This window comes from Dorea acetigenes, from assembly GCF_025567385.1.
GTDB classification, from domain to species: domain Bacteria; phylum Bacillota; class Clostridia; order Lachnospirales; family Lachnospiraceae; genus Claveliimonas; species Claveliimonas acetigenes.
This window is the reverse complement of the sequence record NZ_JAOQJU010000001.1, coordinates 1-21,023: the sequence shown is the minus strand read 5'-3', so window position 1 is coordinate 21,023 and position 21,023 is coordinate 1. Positions and strand designations below refer to the sequence as shown.

Genomic DNA, 21,023 nt, shown 5'->3' with positions numbered 1-21,023 from the left:
TTTCATTCCTTTCTTTTTTGATTTTTATATAATATAATGGCTGCTGATATCATAATCAGCAAGGCACCAATATATAATATTGTTGTACCCGGGCCTCCGGTCTCCGGAAGTTCATATGCATTTGAAATTGATTTGTTTGAAATCCGGATATCGTATATTGTAGGATTTGTTTCAAATGTATAAATACATTGCCCATTATACTGCGAACCTCCAAATTCAGCCGACTTACTGCACGAATCAGAATCTTCATTATCGCAGAACCAAAAATAATGCTTGGTATCGTCCAGCTGATATCCATCCGGTGCTTTTTCCTCCTTCAGGTAATATAACACATGCGTTTCCAGGAAAACGCCGACACCCTCTTGTGTATTTGTTTCCACCTGAACGATACCGCTGCTGTCGGTAGTATATGTATGTAATAGCTCGCCGTCTTCCTGCCCATCTATCACTTTATATAAACCAAATTCAGCTCCTCTAAGCGGTAATCCGGTATCACTGTCAAACTTGTACACCGTTGCGCCATAGCTCTGGCCGCTAATTGCCGCAGCCGGGACTCTGTATTCTGTACCACCAACATCATAGGTCTGTCCGGAAAGTTTGATTGAAGCTTTATTGCTGTAAGTATAGTGCGCGTTTCCCCCACTGACTCCGGCCTGATAAACCAACGTATATTTATAGGGTCCCAGCGCCTCTGCCTGCAATGTTATCTTAAGAAGGTTTTCCAGCTCACCCGTCTCTTCATTTTTCTCATTCGGACGGTAACTCAATGTATATTGTTCTGAAGGCACCTGTTCTTTTATGCCTTTGGCATCTTCTTTATAGATTTTCATCGTATCCGGCAGGAATGCCAATGTTGAGGTCATCGTATCATCAATAACAAGCGACTGAAGTGGCGCAAGGTCTTCCATCATCTCATTAACCGTAATCGTGTATTCTGCTTTATAATCATTATCTCCATCCGGAAGATCGGTTAATCCTTTGGAGAAAACACCGGACAAAGGAACTCTTGCTCCGGACGAATCGATATTTCGCGATTTCTTCACTCCATTTGGGAAATACACATTATTCAATTGGACATTGTTAGAAACCTGAGTACCTTGATCCGTATAGTCCTCAACCAATGTCCCAACCTCTGTTCTATAGATAAAAGTAAGCTCTACATCATCCTTAAAACACCAGCAGTGGCAAAATCCATTCTCCTCTTTATCCTGACATTTCCCGTCCATCCACCGTGAACAAGTATCTTCTGTACAATTACATCGGCTATACAAAGCAATTTCCCGTTTTGATGCAACACCGCCTTCGGATGTTTCGGTCCAGCTGCATTCCCAGCAAATCCGATCATCAGCAGTTGCCTTACTTATCTCCGGCACCGGAAACGATTCTCCGTTAATTGCCGCTGTTACGGCTGCCTGATCCAAGCCATTATGCAGGGGATCGCTTCTTTTCGCCACATCGACAGTCATCGCATCCCAAAGATGCCAATAATAATCATATTCTCCTTTCTGTTTACCGAAAATCGTCGTCTTGATCGTCCACTCAATTTCATCATCAGATTTGTCGGTTCCATTATTTTTATATTCGGCAGTTTTTACAATTACTCCCGTGCTCTCTGAGGGAACAGCCTCCAGGATTCCGGTGTCTTCACTGCCGTCAATGGACGCTTTGTTCCCATAATCCTTATCTGATTCCCCCATCGTGCTTGTATAGGCAAAATAATACAGCCAATTATCATTGCCGAGAGTAATCTCTTTCTTACATTTTGTACATTGGACTTTTTCCGGCATAATGTAATTCCAGCCGTCTTCTGTCCATGTCAATCCCGGCGTATCCTTCGTTACCGTCCAGGTGTGACTTTCCCCTCTATTGTTCGGATCATCAAAATTCCCATCATACCAGGTTGCCTCAAATGCAATCCCCCTCTCCATATCATCTTCTGTATAATAATGATTTCCGCCCGAAATGGTATCCGTCAGCAGGTTTCCAGTAATTTCAGACTGTGAATTCCCGTAGATTTCCGTACCCCACTTAATCTTACCCGGCTGATCCTGTGTACTTCTTGCCCACTTATTCACCACAGTTTTTGAAGTATTCTCGTTATATTTCAAATTAACTTTGATGATTCCGTCAAATTCCAACGGTTTATCTATATAATCAAATTGGCACACCACATCAGCAACCAAATCGATATGGGAGAAGGACTGTATCCTGTCATTAATATCAAATATCAGCCATACCGTCCCATCCTCGTTCTCCTGAAAATACCAGCTTCCCACATCTGCCATTTCCCCGGTATTTGCTTCCAGCAGCAGCGTTCCCCTCTGATCCAAGCTAATATTTGCAACAGAAGTAAAAGTAACGTAATATTTGCCAGGGTCAATCTTTAAACCGTTATAGGCAACATCCACATTATATGTCTTACCGGCAAAAATTTCATACTCCCCCGAAACAGGATCCGGTTGTACAACCAGACCTCCTTTTGAAACCGTAATAATAACTCTTCCGTTCCCGGTCTCTGACGCGTACCCCATCAGCCGTTTCGTATCTGTCTCTGACAAACCACAGATCAGCGCGCCATTCTCGTCATAGCAAGCCTCTGAATGTGTATGAAGTTCCTGATTTTCCAATGTAATGGCCGGCAAAATCAAAGCATATGTCGTACAAAATACCACGAAAGCCGACAAAAAAGCCACAATCATCCGCCATTTTCTTTTCATTTGTTTCTCACCATCCTCTCTATTTCACCGTTCCGAATTCACTCAACGGCCAGACCCGGAATACGATCTTACCTACAATCTGTTCGTCAGCGACACAGCCCACTGTCTTGCTGCGAGAGTCCACCGAAGTAGAACGATGATCTCCCATTACAAATATTCTTCCCTCCGGAACCTGATATGGCAGATCTAGATCACACTCCCCCAGTGCCTTTTGGGTCAGATACGGCTCTTCCAGCGGCTTTTTATCCACATAGACATTTCCCTCTTCATCAATGTCTACCCACTGTCCGGAACCTGCTATATATCTCTTAACCAGGATTTTATTTCCCAAATAGAAAGCAATCAGGTCTCCCTGCTCAAAATCTGCCCCCTTAACCGAAACCACAATTTCCCCTTCCGTCAACGTCGGATTCATAGAACTGCCATAAATCCGCAAAACCGGCATTACCAGTACTGCAACAAGGACTGCTGCCGCTGCCGCTACTACAAAGGTAAACAGCGTGCTTCGAAGGATCTGTCCATAGCGGAGACGTCCTCGCTCCCGTGCAAGCTCTGCCCGGACCTGATCTGCCGTAGGCATAGATTCCGGAATCTTTGTCCGGTTTTTCTTTCTTTTTTTCCGGAGGCATCCCGTGAACCTCCTGCCAGTCATAGCTCTTCACCACCCTTGCGGGCCATCCGCTGAATATTTTCCAGATACAGCCTTGCCGCCCGATCTGCATCTTCAAATATACAAGTAAGCCGAAGAGCCGCTTCTGCCATACTCCCTGCATTCTCTATCTCAATTCTTCGGTCTCTCAGGGCAGCCTGTGCCTTCCGAAGCTGCTTTCTTAATTTTTCATTCTCTTCCATCTGTGTCAAAAGCAGTTCTAAAAGTTCCGCACGACTCAGGCGCTTCAGTTCCTTATCTGTCATTGTTTATCTCTCCTCAAGATATTTCCCCACTTCTCTTCATCCACACCACATAACGGACATTATGTGGTTTTTTTTCCGTCAACACCAACCCCAGGTTCTCAATCTGACGCTCCTGCTCATTACCACTAACACAAGTATAAATTCTTGTAGTATTGATATTGGAATGACCCAGCAAATCTGCCAGGCGGCTCAGGTCTTTTTCTGCCTTATAAAAGAGACAGGCAAACAGATGCCGCAGGTTATGGGGAAATACCTTGTTCCGTTCCACACCTGCTTCCGGACACAGATTCTTCATCTCATGCAGAATGTTGCTCCGATCCATCGGTCTGCCGCTTCTGGTTACAAAGATGCTTCCCTTCTTTATCCCTTTCTTCCTTGCATAACGGAGCAGCTCCCTACACAGATTCGCAGGAAGCAAAACTATCCGGTTTTTTCCTTTCAGGCAAACTGCTGCCCTTCCGCTCCTGACCGCTTCCACCGTAATAAATGGCAGCTCACTGACACGGATACCTGTAGAACAAAGAGTTTGCATCAGCAAATACAACCGGATATTTTCTTTGTCTTTCGCCGCTTTCAAAAGGCGAAAATATTCTTCCCTTGTCAGCTCCCGTTCTCTGGAACGAAATGCCTGCCGCTGCACCTTCAGTGTCTTTACCACGCACTCAAACCAGCCCATTACCCGAAAAAAACTATTGATAGCGGCCAACATAGAATTAACGCTGGAAGGCTTATAATTTTCTTGCAAATACCGCTTATACTGAATCACCGTTTCCTTTGTTACAGTCTCATCTCCGGCAAAAGTCCAAAAAGCTTTCACATCACGAAGATATTTTTGTATGGTAGCGGTACTTTGTTCATTATTCATTAGTACGCTTTGAAACTGTTTTATCTGTGCTTTCGTCATTTTCTTTCCCATAGTGAACCTCCTTCTTGTATAGATAACAATCTGCATGCTGGTGGGTTGCCGTGAATGGTAACTCTCTTTTTTATTCATTCCCACAATAAACGAAAAAAAACTTGTAATTTATAAGTGACAGGTATATAATTGTATTAATTAAATAATACAAAAGGAGGTCAGATTATGATTCTGGTAAACACAGATTATATTGAAGGGAAAAAATTTGAAATGATCGGACTGGTAAGAGGAACTATGATTCAGTCCGTACATATTGGGAAAGATATTATGAACAGCTTCAAAACTCTGGTAGGCGGCGAACTTACTTCTTACACAGAAATGATGAATGAAGCAAGGGCTACCGCAACGAAACGCATGGCAGAGGACGCTGCCGCTATGGGCGCTGATGCAGTAGTAAATATCCGCTATGCCTCCAGCACAGTCGTACAGGGAGCCGCTGAGATCATGGCATACGGAACTGCCGTAAAATTCATAAACTAACGAAGTTACAGAATATTTATATTAGAGCTATATCAGATAGAAGCGGAGGCATTGAAGTCTTTTGAAAATCAATTTATTAAATCAGGGACTGCAGCCTCCGCTTTTTGTAAACTTCAATTCTAAAGCTTCTCAGAATCCAGTATAATGGTAAATGGTCCGTCATTTGTCAGGCTTACCTTCATATCGGCTCCAAAGCTTCCTTTTTCCACAGACCCCACGCTCTCTTTACATTTAGCAATAATATATTCATACATCTCTTCCGCCATCTTCGGCTCACCGGCTTCAATAAAACTGGGGCGGTTCCCCTTCTTACAGTTCGCATATAAAGTAAACTGCGAAATCAGCAGAAGGCTTCCCCCTACCGTATCCAGTGAAAGATTCGTCTTCCCCTGTTCATCTTCAAAAATGCGCAGCCCCAACATTTTCTTCACCATCTTATCGGCAATCTCCTTCGTGTCAGAATCAGCCACGCCAATCAGAACCATAAATCCTTTTCCTATCTCGCCTAACGTCTCGCCATCCACCTTCACATCTGCATGGCTCACACGCTGTATCACAAACCGCATCTTTTTGTCTCCTCCTGTCTTTCTCGAATACTATTAACCATATTCTCTATCATCAATGAATCCGGACGACTTGTCAACAAAAATTTTGCAAAAACTACATTGACATTTTACAAAACCATGCTATGATTCATTTGTTACTTTTTTCGATTTTTCAGGAGGATTTTATGAACTACAAAAGAATTTTGCAGGGCATTCTTGACATTGGAGAAGCTATGTTAAAAAGCGGCGCTGAGAATTTCCGGCTGGAGGACAGTCTTTACCGTATGTGTAAAGGTTACGGATTCATTCATTATGATGTATTTGTAATCCCAAGCAATATCCAGATAACCGTAGAGACACCAGACGGTGACATTATTACGCAGATCCGCCACATTGAAGCAACAGATATTAATTTTGACCGGCTGGATTATCTGAACAATCTATGCCGCTATGTCTGCAAGAATAGTCCTGATGAAAAAGAATTACATGAAAAATTTATAGAAACCATGAATCGTAAAAAGCAGCATCCTGCCATACAATATTTCGCCGGCGTTATGGGCGGAACCGGGTTTGCTGTTTTCTTCGGCTGCGACTTTATGGACGCCGTCGTTGCAGCTGTTGTGTCTCTGATGATTGTTGTTGTAGGTAACTGGCTGAGTAAAAGAGAAAACAATCTTCTGATCTATAATATGACTCTCTCCTTCCTGTCAGAACTGATTATCCTCGGAATGGTAAGGCTTGGCATCGGAAACCATCCTGACCGTATTATGATCGGAATCGTCATGCTGTTAATCAGCGCCCTGGGAACCACCAACGGAATCCGGGATCTTCTGCAGCGTGATTTTATATCCGGCGCACTCAATATTATGAATTCTTTCCTGGGAGCGGCCGGAATTGCATTCGGAATCGCACTTGCCATGCTCCTTCTGAATGATGTTTCCTCTGAGGGATTCATTCTCAACCACAGCATTCCGGTTCAGCTTATCTCCTGTACCGTTGCATGCACCGGCTTCGCACTGTGGTTCAAAATCCGCGGCAGACAGGTACTGTATTCCAGCGTGGGAGCATTTTTTACCTGGGGGATTTATCTGATCGTATATGAACTTGAACCAAGCAATTTTCTGGCAACTCTGGTGGCCTCCATTTTTGTGGCGCTTTATGCATTCATCATGTCCCGAATAAATAAAGCCCCCTCCACCATCTTCCTTACTGCATCTGTGTTCCCACTGATACCGGGACCCAATCTATATTACATGATGTACGGATGCGTAAGCAGAAATATAGAACTGGCATTTTCCGAAACAATTATTCTGCTTGCCACCTGCCTTGCCATTGCATTCGGATTTATTATTGTAGACATGATAGCAAGGTATACGATGCTTGCGCTGAAAAAAGATTATCATATTGGCAAAAACTCATAAAACGAAAGACGGAGGCTGCAAATACCTCCGTCTCTCTCTATGAAACAGCATCTACTTTTCTTTTTTCAATCCTGTTTATAATATATTCCTCTATCTCTTCTTTCTTCTTACCAAGGGAAACCGCCAGTTCTCCGTACAGGTTTTCTTCCGCAGCATGAAGAAACCGCTCATCGCTTGCAGTCACTTTCTTCCCCCGGGCAAGCCTCTCTTGTTTCCTGGCATACAGCGTCTTAATAATCCTCACCCATTCTCTGATATCACAGCTTCGCAGTGCCTGCTTAAACACATCTTCTCTTTTCTTTTCATTCTCCACCCAGAGCATATCCATATCTTCCATCTCATCAATCAGCCTTCCGGCTTCTTCCCGCGATATAACCGGGCGCATAATAATCTTATCACTGTCTGCCGGTACATAGATAACGCCGCTCTGTGAATATACCTGTGACAAGGTATAATAAATTCTGTCTCCGGACACCTCAGTCAATTTTAACGGTCCCATGCATTCAACCCTGCACACCCCATGCTGACCACAAACAACATAGTTTCCTGTCTCGAACATTCTGATTCTCCTTTCTTTCATAATATAGCCCTGTAAAAAAATCCGCTCACTGGTACAGCGACACGGATTTCAAACTTATTCCACTATTATCTTATCACAAAATTTTTGTTTTGGTAAGTAAATATATACACAATTCAAAATTTTTGTTTATTTTTACATATAATCTACCCCTTGCTATTGTGTATTTTCACAATAACTCTCCTCTTTTTTATCTGGTAACTGAGCCAGAATAATGGCCGCAAACATCAATACGCATCCCAGGGATTCTCTCGCGGACAACTGTTCCCCCAACACCGCCCAGCCAGCAAGCACGGAGATACAAGACTCCAGACTTAAAATCAAAGACGCAACCGCCGGATTCATATTCTTCTGTCCGATAATCTGCAGCGTATAGGCAACACCACAGGACAGCACTCCCGCATATAAAATTGGTCCCATACTTGCCCTCACAGCGCTGATCGTGGTTGTCTCTGTCAGAAGCATCGGCGGAATGGAAAGAATCCCTGCCACAAAGAACTGAATGCAGGACATCTTCACTCCATCCGTCCTGGGGGCAAAATAATCAATCGTGAGAATATGCAGTGAAAACAATAGTGCGCACAAGAAAATATAAACATCTCCCTTTCCCACATGGAAAGATTCCGTTATACACAGGAAATACAGCCCAACCAGCGCAATCGCAACCGCCGTCCATATCTTCCATCCGGTCTTTTTCTTGAAGAAAATCCCAAGCACCGGAACCAGCACAATATAAAATGCTGTAATAAATCCTGCTTTTCCGGCTGTTGTATACCGGATTCCATGCTGCTGCAGACTGCTTGCTGCAAATAAAAGCACACCGCAGCAGATACCGCCAAGAATCAGATCCTTTCTCGTTCCTTTATTCTCTTTTCCCATTCCCAGCTTATCCAATATAAAAATGCAGGGCAGCAGCGCGATTCCTCCTATGATGCTGCGGATCCCATTAAAGGCAAACGGCTCCATATTATCCATTCCCAGGCTCTGTGCCACAAATGCCGTTCCCCATATGAATGCTGTCAAAAATAATATCAATGCATTTTTCGTTTTCATTTGTCTCATTTCCTTCTATTTTAAATTTCCTTGTCTATCTTACCACATTTTCCCGTAATTTCAAATGTGTTTTCAAATTCTTCAAAATCAGGTATACTATACGAAGAAAGCGAGGATTTTATTATGCGCAGACAGAACCGTATTTTTTTTATTTTTGGTATCATCCTGCTTCTCAGCGAAATCTGGAAGCAGTACTGCCTTACTTATATTGTAAACCCAGGCTCCTATGACTGGTGGTACTTCCCATTCCAATTGTGCAGCATTCCTATGTATGTCTGCCTTCTGCTTCCTTTTGCCGTACCGGAATCCATCCACAGGGCAATGGAAGCATTTCTCATGGATTTTGGGCTGCTGGGTGGCATCTTTGCTTTTTTTGATACCAGTGGCATGAAGTACAGCTTTTTCCCGCTTACCTGCCACTCCTACCTGTGGCATATCTTTCTCATTATTATCGGAATTACCGCAGGTGTTTCCTGCCGCCCGCAGAGCTGGAATGATTTCAAAAACAGTGTATATATTTACCTGTCCTGCTGCGGCATTGCCAGCATATTCAACGTATGCTTTGGTTCTTTGGGCTCCATCAATATGTTTTACATCAATCCGGCTCACCGTATGTCCCAGAAGGTCTTTCGAAATATTGCCGATGCCTTGGGAAATAATGCCGGAATTCTCATCTATATAGCCGCCACGATCCTTGGCGCGGGGATTTTTCATTTTATTTGGAGACAAATATTAAAGAAAAGCTGCCATTAAAAATGGGGATGCCAGAAAACATCCCCGTAAATTCTTATTCTTCATGCAGATGAATTATCCGCTGGTTTCTGCTGCCCCGGAACTTAAGCGACAGATCCTTCTCTTCCTCGATAAATTCTCCGTCTACCAACGTATCAATATAGGAAAGCATTTCCTGTGTCACTTCCGTAAATACTTTGCCGCTCGGAATCAGGTCCACATCATACAGATAGCCTGTATAACACCAGATGCTTTTCTCCGGATAAGTTTCACGGATTTTTTTCAGAAGCTTCACCATCTCCACCTGGTTCTCAGGTTCAAAAGGTTCTCCCCCCAACAGCGTAAATCCTGCAATATAAGAAGACTTCAAAGCGTCTATAATCTCTGCCTCCGTCTCAGCCGTATAAGGCTGTCCATAGTTGAAATCCCATGTCTCTGCATTAAAGCATCCTTTGCAGTGATGGCGGCACCCGGAGACAAAGAGGCTTACTCTCACTCCCGGGCCATCTGCTATATCATATTTTTTAATATTAGCATAATTCATATTTTCACCTACAAATGAAGTACCCTGTCCTTAATCTCCTGTGTCCTTCCCTGGTTCCAGAACTGTGTCCCGATGTAACCGCAAGTCCTTCTGGCAACCGCCATTTTATTTTGGTCTCTATTTCCACAATTGGGGCATTCCCAAATCAATTTCCCTGACTCATCCTCTTTAATCAGGATTTCTCCAGCATAACCACATTCTTCACAGAAGTCACTCTTTGTATTCAATTCTGCATACATAATATGGTCATAAATAAACCGCATAACCGACAACACTGCCGGGATGTTATCCTGCATATTCGGCACTTCCACATAGCTAATTGCCCCGCCCGGAGACAACTTCTGGAATTCCGCCTCGAATTCCAGTTTATCAAATGCATTAATCATCTCAGATACATGTACATGATAGCTGTTTGTAATATAATTCTTATCTGTAACACCTTCGATAATTCCAAACCTTTTCTGCAGACATTTTGCAAACTTGTAAGTTGTAGATTCCATCGGCGTTCCATATACGGAATAACTGATGTTCTCTGCCTGCTTCCATTCATTACACTTATCATTCAAACGCTGCATTACCGCCATTGCAAACGGTCTTGCTTCAGGGTCTGTGTGAGACTTTCCAAGCATTCTCACACACATCTCATAAAGGCCCGCATATCCAAGAGAAATCGTAGAATATCCATTATATAAAAGCTTGTCTATCTTCTCTCCCTTTTTAAGGCGCGCCAGCGCACCATACTGCCACAGAATCGGAGCCACATCGGAAATTGTTCCCAAAAGTCTCTCATGACGGCAGCGGAGCGCCCTGTGGCACAGCTCCAGCCTTTCATCCAGAATTTCCCAGAATCTGTCCATGTCTCCTTTCGAAGAACATGCCACATCCACAAGATTAATGGTAACAACTCCCTGGTTAAACCTTCCGTAGAATTTATGCTTCCCGTCTTCCTTCATCTGGGAATCCTCTACCGTCAGGAAAGAACGGCATCCCATACACGGATACACCTCTCCTCTCTTAAGCTCCTTCATAATCTTGGCAGAAATATAATCCGGAACCATCCTCTTAGCCGTACACTTTGCCGCCAGCTCTGTCAGGTGCCAATAAGGAGCATCCTCTGTAATATTGTCCTCATCCAACACATAAATCAGCTTCGGGAAAGCCGGCGTAATCCACACGCCCTTCTCATTTTTAACCCCCTGCATCCTCTGCTTAAGAACTTCTTCAATAATCATGGCAAGGTCTTCCCTGAGCTGTCCTTCCGGCACCTCATCCAGATACATGAACACCGTTACAAAAGGAGCCTGCCCGTTACATGTCATCAGCGTAATTAACTGATATTGAATTGTCTGGATACCGCTCTTTATCTCCTCTTTCAGACGCTTCTCCGTAATTCTGTCGATGATTTCCTCATCCATGCTCTCTTTGCACTCCCGGCGCTCTTCAATGACAAGCTTTTTCAGCTTCTGCCTGCTGATATCCACAAACGGTGCCAGATGCGCCAGAGTAAACGACTGTCCGCCGTACTGGTTGCTTGCGACCTGTGCCACAATCTGCGTCGTTACATTACATGCAGTGAAGAAGCTGTGAGGCTTTTCAATCAACGTCTCACTGATAACTGTTCCATTCTGAAGCATATCCTCCAGATTAATCAAATCGCAGTTATGCTCTTTCTGTGCAAAATAATCTGAATCATGAAAATGGATAATACCTTCTTCATGTGCCTGTACAATTTCCTCCGGCAAAAGCACGCGCCTGGACAGATCCTTGCTCACCTCACCCGCCATATAATCGCGCTGCGTAGAATTAATCACAGGATTCTTGTTGGAATTCTCCTGATTCACTTCCTCATTCAAATGCTCAATCAATGCCAGTATTCCATTATCTGTCGTGTTAGACTTACGGGCGAGCTCTCTCTTATAGCGGTAACGCACATACTTCTGAGCTACTTCATATCCACGCATTCCCATGATGCTGGTTTCTACCATATCCTGAATATCTTCTACATTTACCGCATGCGTAATCTTCTGCACCTGCTGTGCAATATCATCCGCAATTGCCCGAATCTGATATTCATTCATCTTATAAATATTTTCAACTTCATTATTCGCTGCATTGATAGCATTAATGATCTTGGTTATATCAAACTCAACTTCTTCCCCGTTTCTCTTAATTACTTTATTTTTTACTACAATATCCATAGTCCTCTCCTCACTCTTATTGCACCAAATGTTGACATTCTTCCACCGTCTACACAATATCTTGTGTGTCCGTTATCTATATTACCTCAAAATATCGAAAAAGGGAAGCTTTATTTTCATATTTTTAAAAAAAATTATTTCCTTTTATTTTTATGTAAAATTTAGTATACTTAGATTAACAATTATATATCTGACGAAAGGATTTTATTATGTTAGAGCAATTATTACATTCCTCTGGTTTCCTCTATGAAATAGGAGGCAGTTATTATTTTCTTGGAAAATGGATTTGCAAAAGATGTGCAGACACCGATGCATCGGATTGTGTTGTTATGTACCACATGTGCCGGGCTTCAGGCGAACTGCCGGAGGCATCCCTGTATTTTGAAAAAATCCGCGCCTACAGCGATTTTGCTCTGGAAATTCCCTATAATCCGGCAAAGATCCGAAAAGACATGGAACAGCTTCTTGACAGCCTGTCTGAATCAGAACAAAAAAACCTCGAACAGCAATTTCTGTACTTTCAGGAAGATTCCCAAAAATGAAGAGGCTGCACAGCCTCTTCCTCTTACTTTAAACCTAACCCCTTCAGCATCCGGTACTCTCTCTCTGCAGCAGGATTCCCCTTTCCAATCGCCTTCAGCACTTTTACGGATTGCTTTCTCCGCAAAAAGAGTCCATGATACCACCGAATTACCCACGCTGCCGGCAGCAAAACCGGATATTTCTCTACGGCAGGAAGGATTCCCGCCATACGCTCCCGGGATGGGAAAAAATACCGCAGCAAACCTTCCCGTCTTTGCCGGCTCATACTTCCTATATTTTCTTCTGTCACACTTTCCCGTGAATACATATCTGCAATCGTACGCTTACGCTTTCCGAATGTTCCGCCTGAAAAGACATAATCGGCCAGTATCTCATACAGCTCTTTTTCCGGCTTTCTGCCGCCCGGTATCTCTACATGAAACCATTCCCCACATAGCCAGAATACCTGCTCTGAAAATAATCCCAGATGAAGTTCATCCAGCATACGGCGAATCCTCTCCTTGTCCATACCGCTTCCAAACCGTCTCCAGAACACCGCTATATCCAGAAACATTCTCACTCCCGCTCCCGTAGAATTCATATGCTTCGCCAAATGAAATAAGAGAAAGACAAAATGATATTCCGGTTCAAAATATCCACTGTATTCTCCCGGTTCAAATACGCCATAAGAAAATGCCTCTCTAAACCATCCCGTACCGTCCGCCCCGTTGTCTAGCACTGCCCTTATCCGGCAATGCATCTCCAGATGGAGTCCTTCCTTATAGTAACACAATACCTCTTTCTCCGCGCCTTCCGCCAGAAATCCCACCGCTTCAAGAGCTTCACACGCCTTCTTCCTGTCTCTTTCCCGTATCAGGAAATCTACATCCGACATCATTCTAACTTCAGGCACAGGATAATAATTTCTAAGCTCCCATCCCTTGAAAAAAATGTGCGGTATCTCTGCTTTCTCAAGCGCCAGCTCAAGGCTCTCCATCCCTGACTCCTGCTTCAGCGCATGCACAACAGCCAACTCAAACTCCCGCCGAAACCGTCCGGCTATTTCCTTCATATCACTTCCGAAATCTCTCAGGACAAGATACACCATGCCGCCCACGCCATGTATGCGCGCCAACATTAAAAGTTCTTCCCAGCCCTCTTCTGTCACTTCCGTTTTCAAAAGTTCTGCTGATATATATTTTCCTCTGCTGTCATGAATATAATCAGAAAGCAGTCCTGTCAATAATTCTTCTGTTTTCATAATATCTCTTCCAATTTTTATCTGCATATTTTCGGAAAACACCAAACAAACCGCTGAAATAATCTTTTGTTAGAATAAACACCTGCTTTTTTAGCGGCAGGGAAAACGGACTGATAGAAAATCCATTTTCCATCCATTCATCACTGTATTGAAACGCCGCCTTACGGCTGGTAGTCATATCCAGAGTTCCGACAAACTGTTCCATTTTTCTCCTTTACAGATAATATAATATCTAAAATACCGTTTTTTAATCAAAATATCTAATATCTTATCTATTATTATATTATCATACTTCTAAAAAAATACAATAAAGAAAAAGGGGCTGTCTATTTCCCGACAACCCCTAATCTACAACTAATAAGCATATCTTTCTCAGATTATAATACTTTCCAACTTAGAACCCAGAGCCTTGAAGATTGATTTTTCAATCCGTCAGGCTCATTTCTTTATTTTAATTCTCTATAGTTATCAAGTGTTTTATGGCTTAAATTTGGTTTTTCTGATGTCGGGTGTAATCTTCTTAGGGTGTCCAGCTTCAAGCCAAAAATAAGGCCATTTTCGTTAATTTAACATACTATATATGGTATTAGTAGCAAGAATTTCAAAACCAAAACATTTTTGTCCAAACGTGGCAGGTGTTTTACTCATGTATTGAGTCGAATTTTCAACATTGAAGTATTCCTTCATTCAATTTCTACTTACCCATTTTTGAATAGACTTAAGGTACTTATACATTTACTGCTCTATTTTTTCTATATAAACTCCCGGTATAGTTATCGTTCCACCCATTGTAGACTGATAACTAATAGTTCCTACTGAAGTTCCATATACAGTAATATAATCATCTTCCAAAACCCGTGATGATACTATTGATTTAGAATATTGTCCATATAATATTGTATCATAATCATCATTCACCGCTAATCTTATTGTTACCGAACTATCTGATTCCATTACCTGAATGACTTTTCCATAGAACTTAATTTTCTGTCCTTCGTAATCATCGGGAGTTCTTGCAAGTTGATCATATGTAATACCCGTTTCATAACCTTTAGCTTTCTCAGCTTCTTCTGCCGCCTTTTGTTTATCTATATTCTCCTGACTTGTTTTTGCTAACTGTTGTGCTTCTATATCTTCTTCACTTCCATTATACTTCTCATGAAGAGCACTTGATAAATCTATCACATTCTGCCACTCACCCTTTTCATAAGCATTCTTAATATCCGACAATTGTTTTTGCGCGCCATTCGAGAGTTCATCATTTTCAAGTTTTAAATTGCTATTTTCTTCCAATAAGGCCGTATTTTGACTTTTTAATTCTTTCTTTTTATCTTTTGCTTTTCTCAATTGCGATGAAATAGATGAATAGTTTAATATAAACATATTACTCTTCCAATACTCACTATATCCCTTTGCAACCATATATTGTATGTACAGATATTCTCCATCATTTCTATACTCTATTCCATCCGATACTTCTCGAACCGAATCAGGGAGCAATGACAAAGAGTATTCTTTTTGTTTTGCGTCTCTACTTTGAATGTTTATCAATTGCATTCTGTATAACATCCCGCTTAATGCTCAAAATAACACTACCTTCCACCAAGATAGACATGCACCGCTCTATTTCTCTATCTGGCATGGCTGCGGCCATTTCTTTAAACATAATCGCTCTCCTTCTCCCTTTTACGCTAATTATCTTCGTAATTACGAAGATATTCAAGATAAAAAACAAGTTCGGTTCGATAAATTATTTTCTTGATATGTGTGCATCCAATACATATCGCCTATCTTAAAATTCTTTTTGCTATATCGAATGTAAAGGCTCCCCCAACACAAAAAAGTGACAATATAAATACACTCTTTCATTGTACTTATATTGTCACCTTTCATTCAATCGCTTCTGTGTTAACTTTCGTGTTAACTTTTTCTAGTAGGCATACGAAAAGCCTTTCTTTTACTAGATTTTTAACAGGGGATGAGAGAATCGAACTCCCGCTAAGAGTTTTGGAGACTCCTGTCATACCATTTGACCAATCCCCTATATGTAATTTGCAACCTCAAGCGGTCACTAGTTATTTATATCACAAGTGACCGCTTCTTGTCAATACTTTTTTTATAATACTAATGATGGCGCGGAATATACCCTCGCTCCCAGCTCATTATCCAACATATACAAGCTCTTCGGATCATCTCCGAATAACTCAAACTTCTTTACCAGTCCTTCTGCATTGGTCTCTTCTTCGCCCTGCTCTTTTACAAACCAGTCCAAAAACTGCATTGTACGGAAGTCTTTTACAGAATATGCCGCATCATAGATGTTGTGGATCAGACTTGTCACATACTGCTCATGCTTTAATCCTTCTGCAAGTACAGCCTTGGCGCTCTCAAGTGTAACTGCCGGCTTATCAATTGCTTCCAGTGTCACTTTCTCGCCGTTATTCTGCAAATACTGAATAAAAAGCATCGCATGATCCCGTTCTTCCTGTGCCTGAATCTTATACCAATTTCCAAATCCTTCCAATCCTTCATCATAATAGAAATTAGAAAAATCAAGATATAAGTAAGCGGAATAAAATTCCTTATTCACTTGCTGGTTTAACAATTCTACCACTTTTTTATCTAACATAAGCATTACCTCCTGTTTTTAATCTACTTTATTATACGCCTGCTATTTTCCAATTTCAACCAACTTTATAAACATCCGCTAAATTTGCTTCTTTTTCCACGTATGATAAAACTAAAAAAATAAAATACTTTTAACAAATACAAAAAGCGAGGAAATACTCATGAAGAAAAAATTTTTATTAACCTTATTTTTTATTATATTATGCCTTCCTGTTCTTACAGGATGCAGAAATACAAATAACAAAAGCAGCTATTTTGCAGAAGAATCTGTGGAATTTCTCTCCCAAGCAGTAGATGACGTAACTCTTCACTCCAATAGTGCCGTACCGGGAGAAATTCCGGCCGAAAACCTTCGACGTTTTTCTGTTCTAAAAAGCGAGTTAGAAGATGTGGAAGAAAAAATAGAACACTATGATGATTATATTGAAAGTCAGTATCTACAGGGCGGGCTCTCCTACACAGACTATCAGGCGCAGGAGTACGAATTGGAAAAACTGGAAGAAAAGCTGAACATCTCCGAGGAACGGTTAGCGTACGATTTTAAAGCGCATAAGTAAATAAAATGACTAACGAAAGTACAAGTGGAATAGAATAAAGTAAAAATATCTTTTGAGGCTTTTATGAAGCACAGACCTAATTATAAGAAAATTGCCAAAACTCTCTTCCTGTTTGCAGCAGCATTTTTAACGGGACGTTTTACCGCCCAGGCAGTCGATCACTTCAACATAGCATCTGCCAATCATTTTGATGCGAAATCTTCAGGAGCTGCTGATTCGGAAGTAGTAGAAACTTCCGCGGAAGGAAACTGGGGACTCAGTTTTCAGGAGGATGGGAAGCCGCCCGTAGCAAATGCTACCGCAGAAGAGCTGAAACAATTCGATGCCTACTATGCAGAACAGACAGAAGAAAAAGTACTGTACCTCACTTTTGATGCCGGCTACGAGAACGGAAATACAGCGCCGATTCTTGATGCCTTAAAAATTCATAAAGCACCTGCCACCTTTTTTGTTGTAGGAACTTTTATTGAAGAAAATCCTGATTTAATCAAGCGTATGACGGAAGAAGGACACACCGTCGGTAATCATACTTATTCCCATCCCGACATGTCCCAAATATCGTCAAAAGAAGCTTTTTCAGAAGAACTAAACAAAGTTGAAACCATTTACCAGAATATTACCGGGGACTCTATGACTAAATACTACCGGCCTCCCCAGGGTAAATACAGTGAAAGTAATCTTAAAATGGCTCAGGAAATGGGTTATAAGACCTTCTTCTGGAGTCTCGCCTATGTGGATTGGTATCAGGATGATCAGCCGACTAAAACTGAGGCATTCGACAAACTGCTTGGCCGCATCCATCCCGGCGCTATTGTTCTGCTTCACAGTACTTCTTCTACCAATGCGGAAATTCTGGATGAACTTCTGACCAAGTGGGAAGAAATGGGCTATAGCTTCAAACCTTTAAGTGCCCTTCTGTAAAAGAAAAGCAGAGTGTAACACTTTCCTGAACACTCTGCTTTTGCATTTCTCAAATCTTATTATCCTACATACGGAGCCGCAATCTCCTTAAACCTGTCCGCATGTTCCGCATACCATTCATCGTATTTGCAGCCGCTGTCAGATATTTCCTGCCCCAGCGCCTTTAAAAATGTTGGAATATCTCTTTCCAGAATCGTACCAATTTGTTCGCCGAATCTTTCGCCGCCTTCTTCTTCCTCCCCGTTTACATAAAGGACAAATGCCGGTTCTGTCTTTCCTTCTACTTTCTTGACACCGCCCCGAAATCCGATCCTTCCAATCTGGTGAGTTCCGCAGGATGATGGGCAGCCTGAGATATGAATCTGCGGCAATACGCCGTCCGCATACCCCCATTCTCTGGAAGCTTCCAACAAATCTGCCATTAATTTCTGGGAATCTCTTACTCCCACCTGGCAGATAGACGCTCCGATACATGCAACAGAATTCTCAAATACATTCTTTGCGCCATCATCAGTAAGCTTCAGGATTCTTTCTGCCTCACTGCCGTTACAATTAATAATATACACAGACTCATCCGGCACAAGACGAAGTTCCACCTGATCCATATCTAGAATTGCCTGATAAATCTCTGTCATCTTTTCAGGAGACGGACATCCGCCAATCGGATGATATTTTACAGCATAAAGCCCTTCCTGTTTCTGCGGACTGACTCTTCTGTCTTCAACCTTCACGCCATCGCCCTGCTTAGTCACCGGAGTTTCCTCAACATCAATATCCAGATTCACTCCGCTTTCCATCACTTCTTCCAGCTTCTTTGTAAATTCCTCTACATACTTATCACCAAGTACATCCTGCATATATCTGGTTCTTGCTTTTGCACGATTTTCATAATTTCCATATGTGGTAAACAAATTTACCATCGCCTGAATATAATAAAGGATCTTTCTGCCTTCCACAGCCTGTGCAGTCAAAATCCCCAGCTTTGGATTGTTTCCAAGGCCTCCGGCGCTGTAGACATCAAATCTGCCATCTTCCCTTGCAGCAAATCCAAGATCTCTGAAAGTAGCATGCGTCAAATTTGCCGGCGAATTAGAAAAACATACTTTCAGTTTTCTCGGAAGTTTTACCGTTTTAATCAATCCCATAAGATAATCTGCAGCAGCCTGTGCATATGGCGAAACATCAAAATACTCACCTTCTTCTACACCGGCAAGAGGTGATACCATCACATTTCTCGGGAAATCTCCACCTCCGCCCCTCGTAACAATTCCATAATCCAACGCTTCCACGGCAAGCTCGCACACCGCATCCGCATTCAAATTGTGAAGCTGCACCGTCTGACATGTTGTAAAATGTAATTTGTTGATCTGGTATTTTTCAATACTATTCACAATGAAACCAAGCTTTTCCTTCGTAATTCGTCCGCCAGGCAAACGCAGTCTCAGCATACTTGCTTGTCCGCCCCTCTGCGCATAACTTCCAAATCCACCCGAAAATCCTTTATACTTCGGCATCGGAACCTCTCCTGCATAAAACTGTCTAGTTACAAACTCAAATTCCTTATAATCATCTTTCCATTCTGCTGTCTGCATCTTTCTTTCCTCTCATTATCTATTTTTTCTATCTCTTATCATACACCTTTTATAAGAAAAAATAAATCCTTTCATCATTCATTTTACCAATCTGTATAGATATCAATCGTACCGCTTGCACACCCACTGTCATAGACCTTTCCTAATCCCAGTGATGTATTAACAATAGTTCCTCTGGGATAATCACTGCTTGCCACACAAATATAGCCGTCAATATCTCTGATTGTTCCATCCTCCGCCACATGACGTCCCGGAATATTGAGACCGCCCCCCGGCAACACTCGCTGAGAATAGTAAGTTTCTCGATGTCCATCATAATAAACAACGCCCTTCTCCGGTGTCAACGCTCCGCCAGAAGCATAGACATAACCCGAATTACCTGACGAAGAATTACTGCTGCCCGTATCCTTGCTTCCAGACGAATTCTCATTAGAACTTCCAAAAGACGAAGAGGCTGAAGCACTCTGACTTGCGGCTTCAGCAGCAGCCGCCGCAGCCGCTGCCGCTGCTGCTTCTTCTTCCGCTTTGCGCTGTTCTTCCTCTCGCAGAGCCTGAAGCTGCGCATTAAAGGCTTTCAAATCCGTCGAAGTCTCCTCCGCTTTTTTCTCTAATGATTCTTGCTGTGCTTTCAATTGACTTTCAAGCTCTTCCAAAGAGGCCTGCTCTTCTTCTAAACTTGCTTCTTGCTCATCGATTCCTTCCCGCATTGCTTTCAACAGCTCAAATTTCTCTCTGTCATAACTACTAATATTCTGAACAAAATCTGCCTTGTTCAGAAAATCTGACATACTTTCTGCCGAGCACAAAAATTCCAACATAGAAAAGCCGTCATTTTCATACATATACTTAATACGTGCTTTCATGGCCTCATACTGACGCTCTTCGTTTTCTTTTGAAATCGAAAGAGAATCCTCAAGACGAAGCATTTCATTATTTACATTTTCAATCTGGGCTTCCGTATCTTCTATCTGGTTACTAATCTCCAGAAGTTCTTGATTAACACCTTCCAGTTCTTCTTGTAAATCATTTGTCTTATTCTCCAGGCTCTGAACATCGGTGGCCGACACCGGTATTGCCACTAGAGTGACCGTAAGAGCAAGGATGCCACAAAATTTTCTGTTAAATTTTCTTTTCATAGTTAATCCTTTCTTTACTTGATTCATCTGCATTATAAATAGAAATCGAAAAAAATACAAGGAGTCTCGCAAAATATTCATTATTATATTCAATTCATATAAACAAAAAAAGACACTTCCTGCTAAAAAGTGTCTGTTTAAGTAATTTTATGTACCTTCAAAACTGCATATAAGAAATACTTTTCAATCCATCTTTTTCCTATCCACCTTGCTTTGGTTATGCCCTCGACCGATTAGTAACAGTCAGCTCCACATGTTGCCATGCTTCCACCTCTGCCCTATCTACCTCGTCGTCTTCAAGGGGTCTT

At 42.1% G+C, this 21,023-nt stretch carries 22 protein-coding genes, 1 tRNA gene and 1 rRNA gene; 6 read left to right on the top strand and 18 right to left on the bottom strand.

Annotation, left to right across the window (positions count from 1 at the left end; translation table 11 throughout):
- Positions 1 to 2: 2 nt before the first annotated feature.
- Genes OCV99_RS00120 through OCV99_RS00105 form a run of 4 tightly spaced genes read right to left on the bottom strand, consistent with a single transcriptional unit; the run spans position 3 to position 4,548 of the window.
- A complete protein-coding gene (locus tag OCV99_RS00120) occupies positions 3 to 2,717 on the bottom strand; it encodes a SpaA isopeptide-forming pilin-related protein (RefSeq protein WP_158367131.1) in 2,715 nt (904 codons plus the stop codon).
- A gap of 19 nt (positions 2,718 to 2,736) precedes the next feature.
- Entirely contained in the window at positions 2,737 to 3,369 is a 633-nt protein-coding gene (lepB, locus tag OCV99_RS00115; protein WP_227192716.1) for a signal peptidase I, read from the bottom strand.
- Positions 3,366 to 3,632, bottom strand: coding sequence for a DNA repair protein (locus tag OCV99_RS00110; protein ID WP_158367126.1), 267 nt, complete (start codon positions 3,630 to 3,632; stop codon positions 3,366 to 3,368). The genes lepB and OCV99_RS00110 overlap by 4 nt, the downstream gene beginning before the upstream one ends.
- Before the next feature lie 13 nt (positions 3,633 to 3,645).
- Positions 3,646 to 4,548, bottom strand: coding sequence for a tyrosine-type recombinase/integrase (locus OCV99_RS00105; RefSeq protein ID WP_227192715.1), 903 nt, complete (start codon positions 4,546 to 4,548; stop codon positions 3,646 to 3,648).
- A gap of 165 nt (positions 4,549 to 4,713) precedes the next feature.
- Here OCV99_RS00105 and OCV99_RS00100 point away from each other — a divergent pair, with 165 nt between their 5' ends.
- Positions 4,714 to 5,028 carry a YbjQ family protein gene (locus tag OCV99_RS00100; RefSeq protein WP_158367123.1) on the top strand — a complete coding sequence of 105 codons (315 nt, stop codon included), beginning with the start codon at positions 4,714 to 4,716 and terminating at the stop codon, positions 5,026 to 5,028.
- A 119-nt stretch (positions 5,029 to 5,147) separates the two neighbouring features.
- On the opposite strand, the gene dtd is transcribed toward OCV99_RS00100, so the two are convergent.
- Positions 5,148 to 5,594 carry a D-aminoacyl-tRNA deacylase gene (dtd, locus tag OCV99_RS00095; RefSeq protein ID WP_158367120.1) on the bottom strand — a complete coding sequence of 149 codons (447 nt, stop codon included), beginning with the start codon at positions 5,592 to 5,594 and terminating at the stop codon, positions 5,148 to 5,150.
- A 164-nt stretch (positions 5,595 to 5,758) separates the two neighbouring features.
- On the opposite strand from dtd, the gene OCV99_RS00090 reads away from it, so the two are divergent.
- Complete coding sequence (locus OCV99_RS00090; RefSeq protein ID WP_158367117.1) at positions 5,759 to 6,994, top strand: threonine/serine exporter family protein; 1,236 nt, start codon at positions 5,759 to 5,761, stop codon at positions 6,992 to 6,994.
- A gap of 37 nt (positions 6,995 to 7,031) precedes the next feature.
- On the opposite strand, the gene OCV99_RS00085 is transcribed toward OCV99_RS00090, so the two are convergent.
- A complete protein-coding gene (locus OCV99_RS00085; protein ID WP_158367115.1) occupies positions 7,032 to 7,553 on the bottom strand; it encodes a CarD family transcriptional regulator in 522 nt (173 codons plus the stop codon).
- 174 nt (positions 7,554 to 7,727) lie between these two features.
- The gene (locus OCV99_RS00080; RefSeq protein ID WP_158367112.1) at positions 7,728 to 8,624 is read right to left on the bottom strand and encodes a DMT family transporter; all 897 of its coding nucleotides are present in this window, start codon (positions 8,622 to 8,624) and stop codon (positions 7,728 to 7,730) included.
- Positions 8,625 to 8,747: 123 nt separating this feature from the next.
- On the opposite strand from OCV99_RS00080, the gene OCV99_RS00075 reads away from it, so the two are divergent.
- Positions 8,748 to 9,377 (top strand): TMEM164 family acyltransferase, encoded by a 630-nt coding sequence (locus OCV99_RS00075; RefSeq protein ID WP_158367109.1) that lies wholly within the window; start codon positions 8,748 to 8,750, stop codon positions 9,375 to 9,377.
- A 34-nt stretch (positions 9,378 to 9,411) separates the two neighbouring features.
- Here the strand turns inward: OCV99_RS00075 and nrdG are convergent, their stop codons facing one another.
- Together nrdG and nrdD are read right to left on the bottom strand one after the other, a co-directional pair.
- Complete coding sequence (nrdG, locus tag OCV99_RS00070; protein WP_158367106.1) at positions 9,412 to 9,900, bottom strand: anaerobic ribonucleoside-triphosphate reductase activating protein; 489 nt, start codon at positions 9,898 to 9,900, stop codon at positions 9,412 to 9,414.
- 8 nt (positions 9,901 to 9,908) lie between these two features.
- Positions 9,909 to 12,098: an anaerobic ribonucleoside-triphosphate reductase gene (gene nrdD, locus OCV99_RS00065; protein ID WP_158367103.1), complete on the bottom strand. Its 2,190-nt coding sequence runs from the start codon at positions 12,096 to 12,098 to the stop codon at positions 9,909 to 9,911.
- 209 nt (positions 12,099 to 12,307) lie between these two features.
- Between nrdD and OCV99_RS00060 the strand changes: the two genes are divergently transcribed.
- Positions 12,308 to 12,640: a hypothetical protein gene (locus tag OCV99_RS00060; protein ID WP_227192710.1), complete on the top strand. Its 333-nt coding sequence runs from the start codon at positions 12,308 to 12,310 to the stop codon at positions 12,638 to 12,640.
- Positions 12,641 to 12,663: 23 nt separating this feature from the next.
- Here OCV99_RS00060 and OCV99_RS00055 read toward each other — a convergent pair whose 3' ends face one another.
- From OCV99_RS00055 to OCV99_RS00030, 6 genes are all read right to left on the bottom strand, one after another.
- Complete coding sequence (locus OCV99_RS00055) at positions 12,664 to 13,881, bottom strand: nucleotidyltransferase domain-containing protein (protein ID WP_227192709.1); 1,218 nt, start codon at positions 13,879 to 13,881, stop codon at positions 12,664 to 12,666.
- Entirely contained in the window at positions 13,844 to 14,086 is a 243-nt protein-coding gene (locus tag OCV99_RS00050; protein WP_331490590.1) for a HipA N-terminal domain-containing protein, read from the bottom strand. The genes OCV99_RS00055 and OCV99_RS00050 overlap by 38 nt, the downstream gene beginning before the upstream one ends.
- A 530-nt stretch (positions 14,087 to 14,616) precedes the next feature.
- Entirely contained in the window at positions 14,617 to 15,438 is an 822-nt protein-coding gene (locus OCV99_RS18000; protein ID WP_317247439.1) for a toxin regulator, read from the bottom strand.
- Positions 15,413 to 15,547, bottom strand: a complete 135-nt coding sequence (locus tag OCV99_RS00040) for a hypothetical protein (protein WP_262574388.1) — start codon at positions 15,545 to 15,547, stop codon at positions 15,413 to 15,415. Before OCV99_RS00040 ends, OCV99_RS18000 begins: the two co-directional genes overlap by 26 nt.
- A 306-nt stretch (positions 15,548 to 15,853) precedes the next feature.
- Positions 15,854 to 15,924: transfer RNA gene (locus OCV99_RS00035), tRNA-Trp, on the bottom strand.
- 73 nt (positions 15,925 to 15,997) lie between these two features.
- Entirely contained in the window at positions 15,998 to 16,510 is a 513-nt protein-coding gene (locus tag OCV99_RS00030; RefSeq protein ID WP_158367095.1) for a ferritin, read from the bottom strand.
- A 160-nt stretch (positions 16,511 to 16,670) separates the two neighbouring features.
- On the opposite strand from OCV99_RS00030, the gene OCV99_RS00025 reads away from it, so the two are divergent.
- The gene (locus tag OCV99_RS00025; protein WP_158367092.1) at positions 16,671 to 17,066 is read left to right on the top strand and encodes a hypothetical protein; all 396 of its coding nucleotides are present in this window, start codon (positions 16,671 to 16,673) and stop codon (positions 17,064 to 17,066) included.
- 63 nt (positions 17,067 to 17,129) lie between these two features.
- Positions 17,130 to 17,987 (top strand): polysaccharide deacetylase family protein, encoded by an 858-nt coding sequence (locus OCV99_RS00020; RefSeq protein WP_158367089.1) that lies wholly within the window; start codon positions 17,130 to 17,132, stop codon positions 17,985 to 17,987.
- A gap of 59 nt (positions 17,988 to 18,046) precedes the next feature.
- Here OCV99_RS00020 and OCV99_RS00015 read toward each other — a convergent pair whose 3' ends face one another.
- From OCV99_RS00015 to OCV99_RS00005, 3 genes are all read right to left on the bottom strand, one after another.
- A complete protein-coding gene (locus OCV99_RS00015) occupies positions 18,047 to 19,579 on the bottom strand; it encodes a nitrite/sulfite reductase (protein WP_158367086.1) in 1,533 nt (510 codons plus the stop codon).
- Between the two features lie 83 nt (positions 19,580 to 19,662).
- A complete protein-coding gene (locus OCV99_RS00010) occupies positions 19,663 to 20,715 on the bottom strand; it encodes a coiled-coil domain-containing protein (protein WP_158367083.1) in 1,053 nt (350 codons plus the stop codon).
- Between the two features lie 213 nt (positions 20,716 to 20,928).
- A 23S ribosomal RNA gene (locus OCV99_RS00005) occupies positions 20,929 to 21,023 on the bottom strand; the annotation flags it as partial.

Excerpts from the sequence above, each read along its gene's own strand:
- OCV99_RS00040 (WP_262574388.1), bottom strand. The coding sequence starts at position 15,547 with ATGTTTAAAGAAATGGCCGCAGCCATGCCAGATAGAGAAATAGAGCGG.
- OCV99_RS18000 (WP_317247439.1), bottom strand. The coding sequence starts at position 15,438 with ATGCAATTGATAAACATTCAAAGTAGAGACGCAAAACAAAAAGAATAC.
- OCV99_RS00110 (WP_158367126.1), bottom strand. The coding sequence starts at position 3,632 with ATGACAGATAAGGAACTGAAGCGCCTGAGTCGTGCGGAACTTTTAGAA.
- OCV99_RS00120 (WP_158367131.1), bottom strand. The coding sequence starts at position 2,717 with ATGAAAAGAAAATGGCGGATGATTGTGGCTTTTTTGTCGGCTTTCGTG.
- OCV99_RS00010 (WP_158367083.1), bottom strand. The coding sequence starts at position 20,715 with ATGAAAAGAAAATTTAACAGAAAATTTTGTGGCATCCTTGCTCTTACG.
- OCV99_RS00055 (WP_227192709.1), bottom strand. The coding sequence starts at position 13,881 with ATGAAAACAGAAGAATTATTGACAGGACTGCTTTCTGATTATATTCAT.
- OCV99_RS00100 (WP_158367123.1), top strand. The coding sequence starts at position 4,714 with ATGATTCTGGTAAACACAGATTATATTGAAGGGAAAAAATTTGAAATG.
- OCV99_RS00050 (WP_331490590.1), bottom strand. The coding sequence starts at position 14,086 with ATGGAACAGTTTGTCGGAACTCTGGATATGACTACCAGCCGTAAGGCG.
- OCV99_RS00060 (WP_227192710.1), top strand. The coding sequence starts at position 12,308 with ATGTTAGAGCAATTATTACATTCCTCTGGTTTCCTCTATGAAATAGGA.
- lepB (WP_227192716.1), bottom strand. The coding sequence starts at position 3,369 with ATGACTGGCAGGAGGTTCACGGGATGCCTCCGGAAAAAAAGAAAGAAA.
- nrdG (WP_158367106.1), bottom strand. The coding sequence starts at position 9,900 with ATGAATTATGCTAATATTAAAAAATATGATATAGCAGATGGCCCGGGA.
- OCV99_RS00030 (WP_158367095.1), bottom strand. The coding sequence starts at position 16,510 with ATGTTAGATAAAAAAGTGGTAGAATTGTTAAACCAGCAAGTGAATAAG.
- OCV99_RS00085 (WP_158367115.1), bottom strand. The coding sequence starts at position 7,553 with ATGTTCGAGACAGGAAACTATGTTGTTTGTGGTCAGCATGGGGTGTGC.
- OCV99_RS00075 (WP_158367109.1), top strand. The coding sequence starts at position 8,748 with ATGCGCAGACAGAACCGTATTTTTTTTATTTTTGGTATCATCCTGCTT.
- OCV99_RS00025 (WP_158367092.1), top strand. The coding sequence starts at position 16,671 with ATGAAGAAAAAATTTTTATTAACCTTATTTTTTATTATATTATGCCTT.
- OCV99_RS00105 (WP_227192715.1), bottom strand. The coding sequence starts at position 4,548 with ATGGGAAAGAAAATGACGAAAGCACAGATAAAACAGTTTCAAAGCGTA.
- OCV99_RS00090 (WP_158367117.1), top strand. The coding sequence starts at position 5,759 with ATGAACTACAAAAGAATTTTGCAGGGCATTCTTGACATTGGAGAAGCT.
- OCV99_RS00015 (WP_158367086.1), bottom strand. The coding sequence starts at position 19,579 with ATGCAGACAGCAGAATGGAAAGATGATTATAAGGAATTTGAGTTTGTA.
- nrdD (WP_158367103.1), bottom strand. The coding sequence starts at position 12,098 with ATGGATATTGTAGTAAAAAATAAAGTAATTAAGAGAAACGGGGAAGAA.
- OCV99_RS00080 (WP_158367112.1), bottom strand. The coding sequence starts at position 8,624 with ATGAAAACGAAAAATGCATTGATATTATTTTTGACAGCATTCATATGG.
- dtd (WP_158367120.1), bottom strand. The coding sequence starts at position 5,594 with ATGCGGTTTGTGATACAGCGTGTGAGCCATGCAGATGTGAAGGTGGAT.
- OCV99_RS00020 (WP_158367089.1), top strand. The coding sequence starts at position 17,130 with ATGAAGCACAGACCTAATTATAAGAAAATTGCCAAAACTCTCTTCCTG.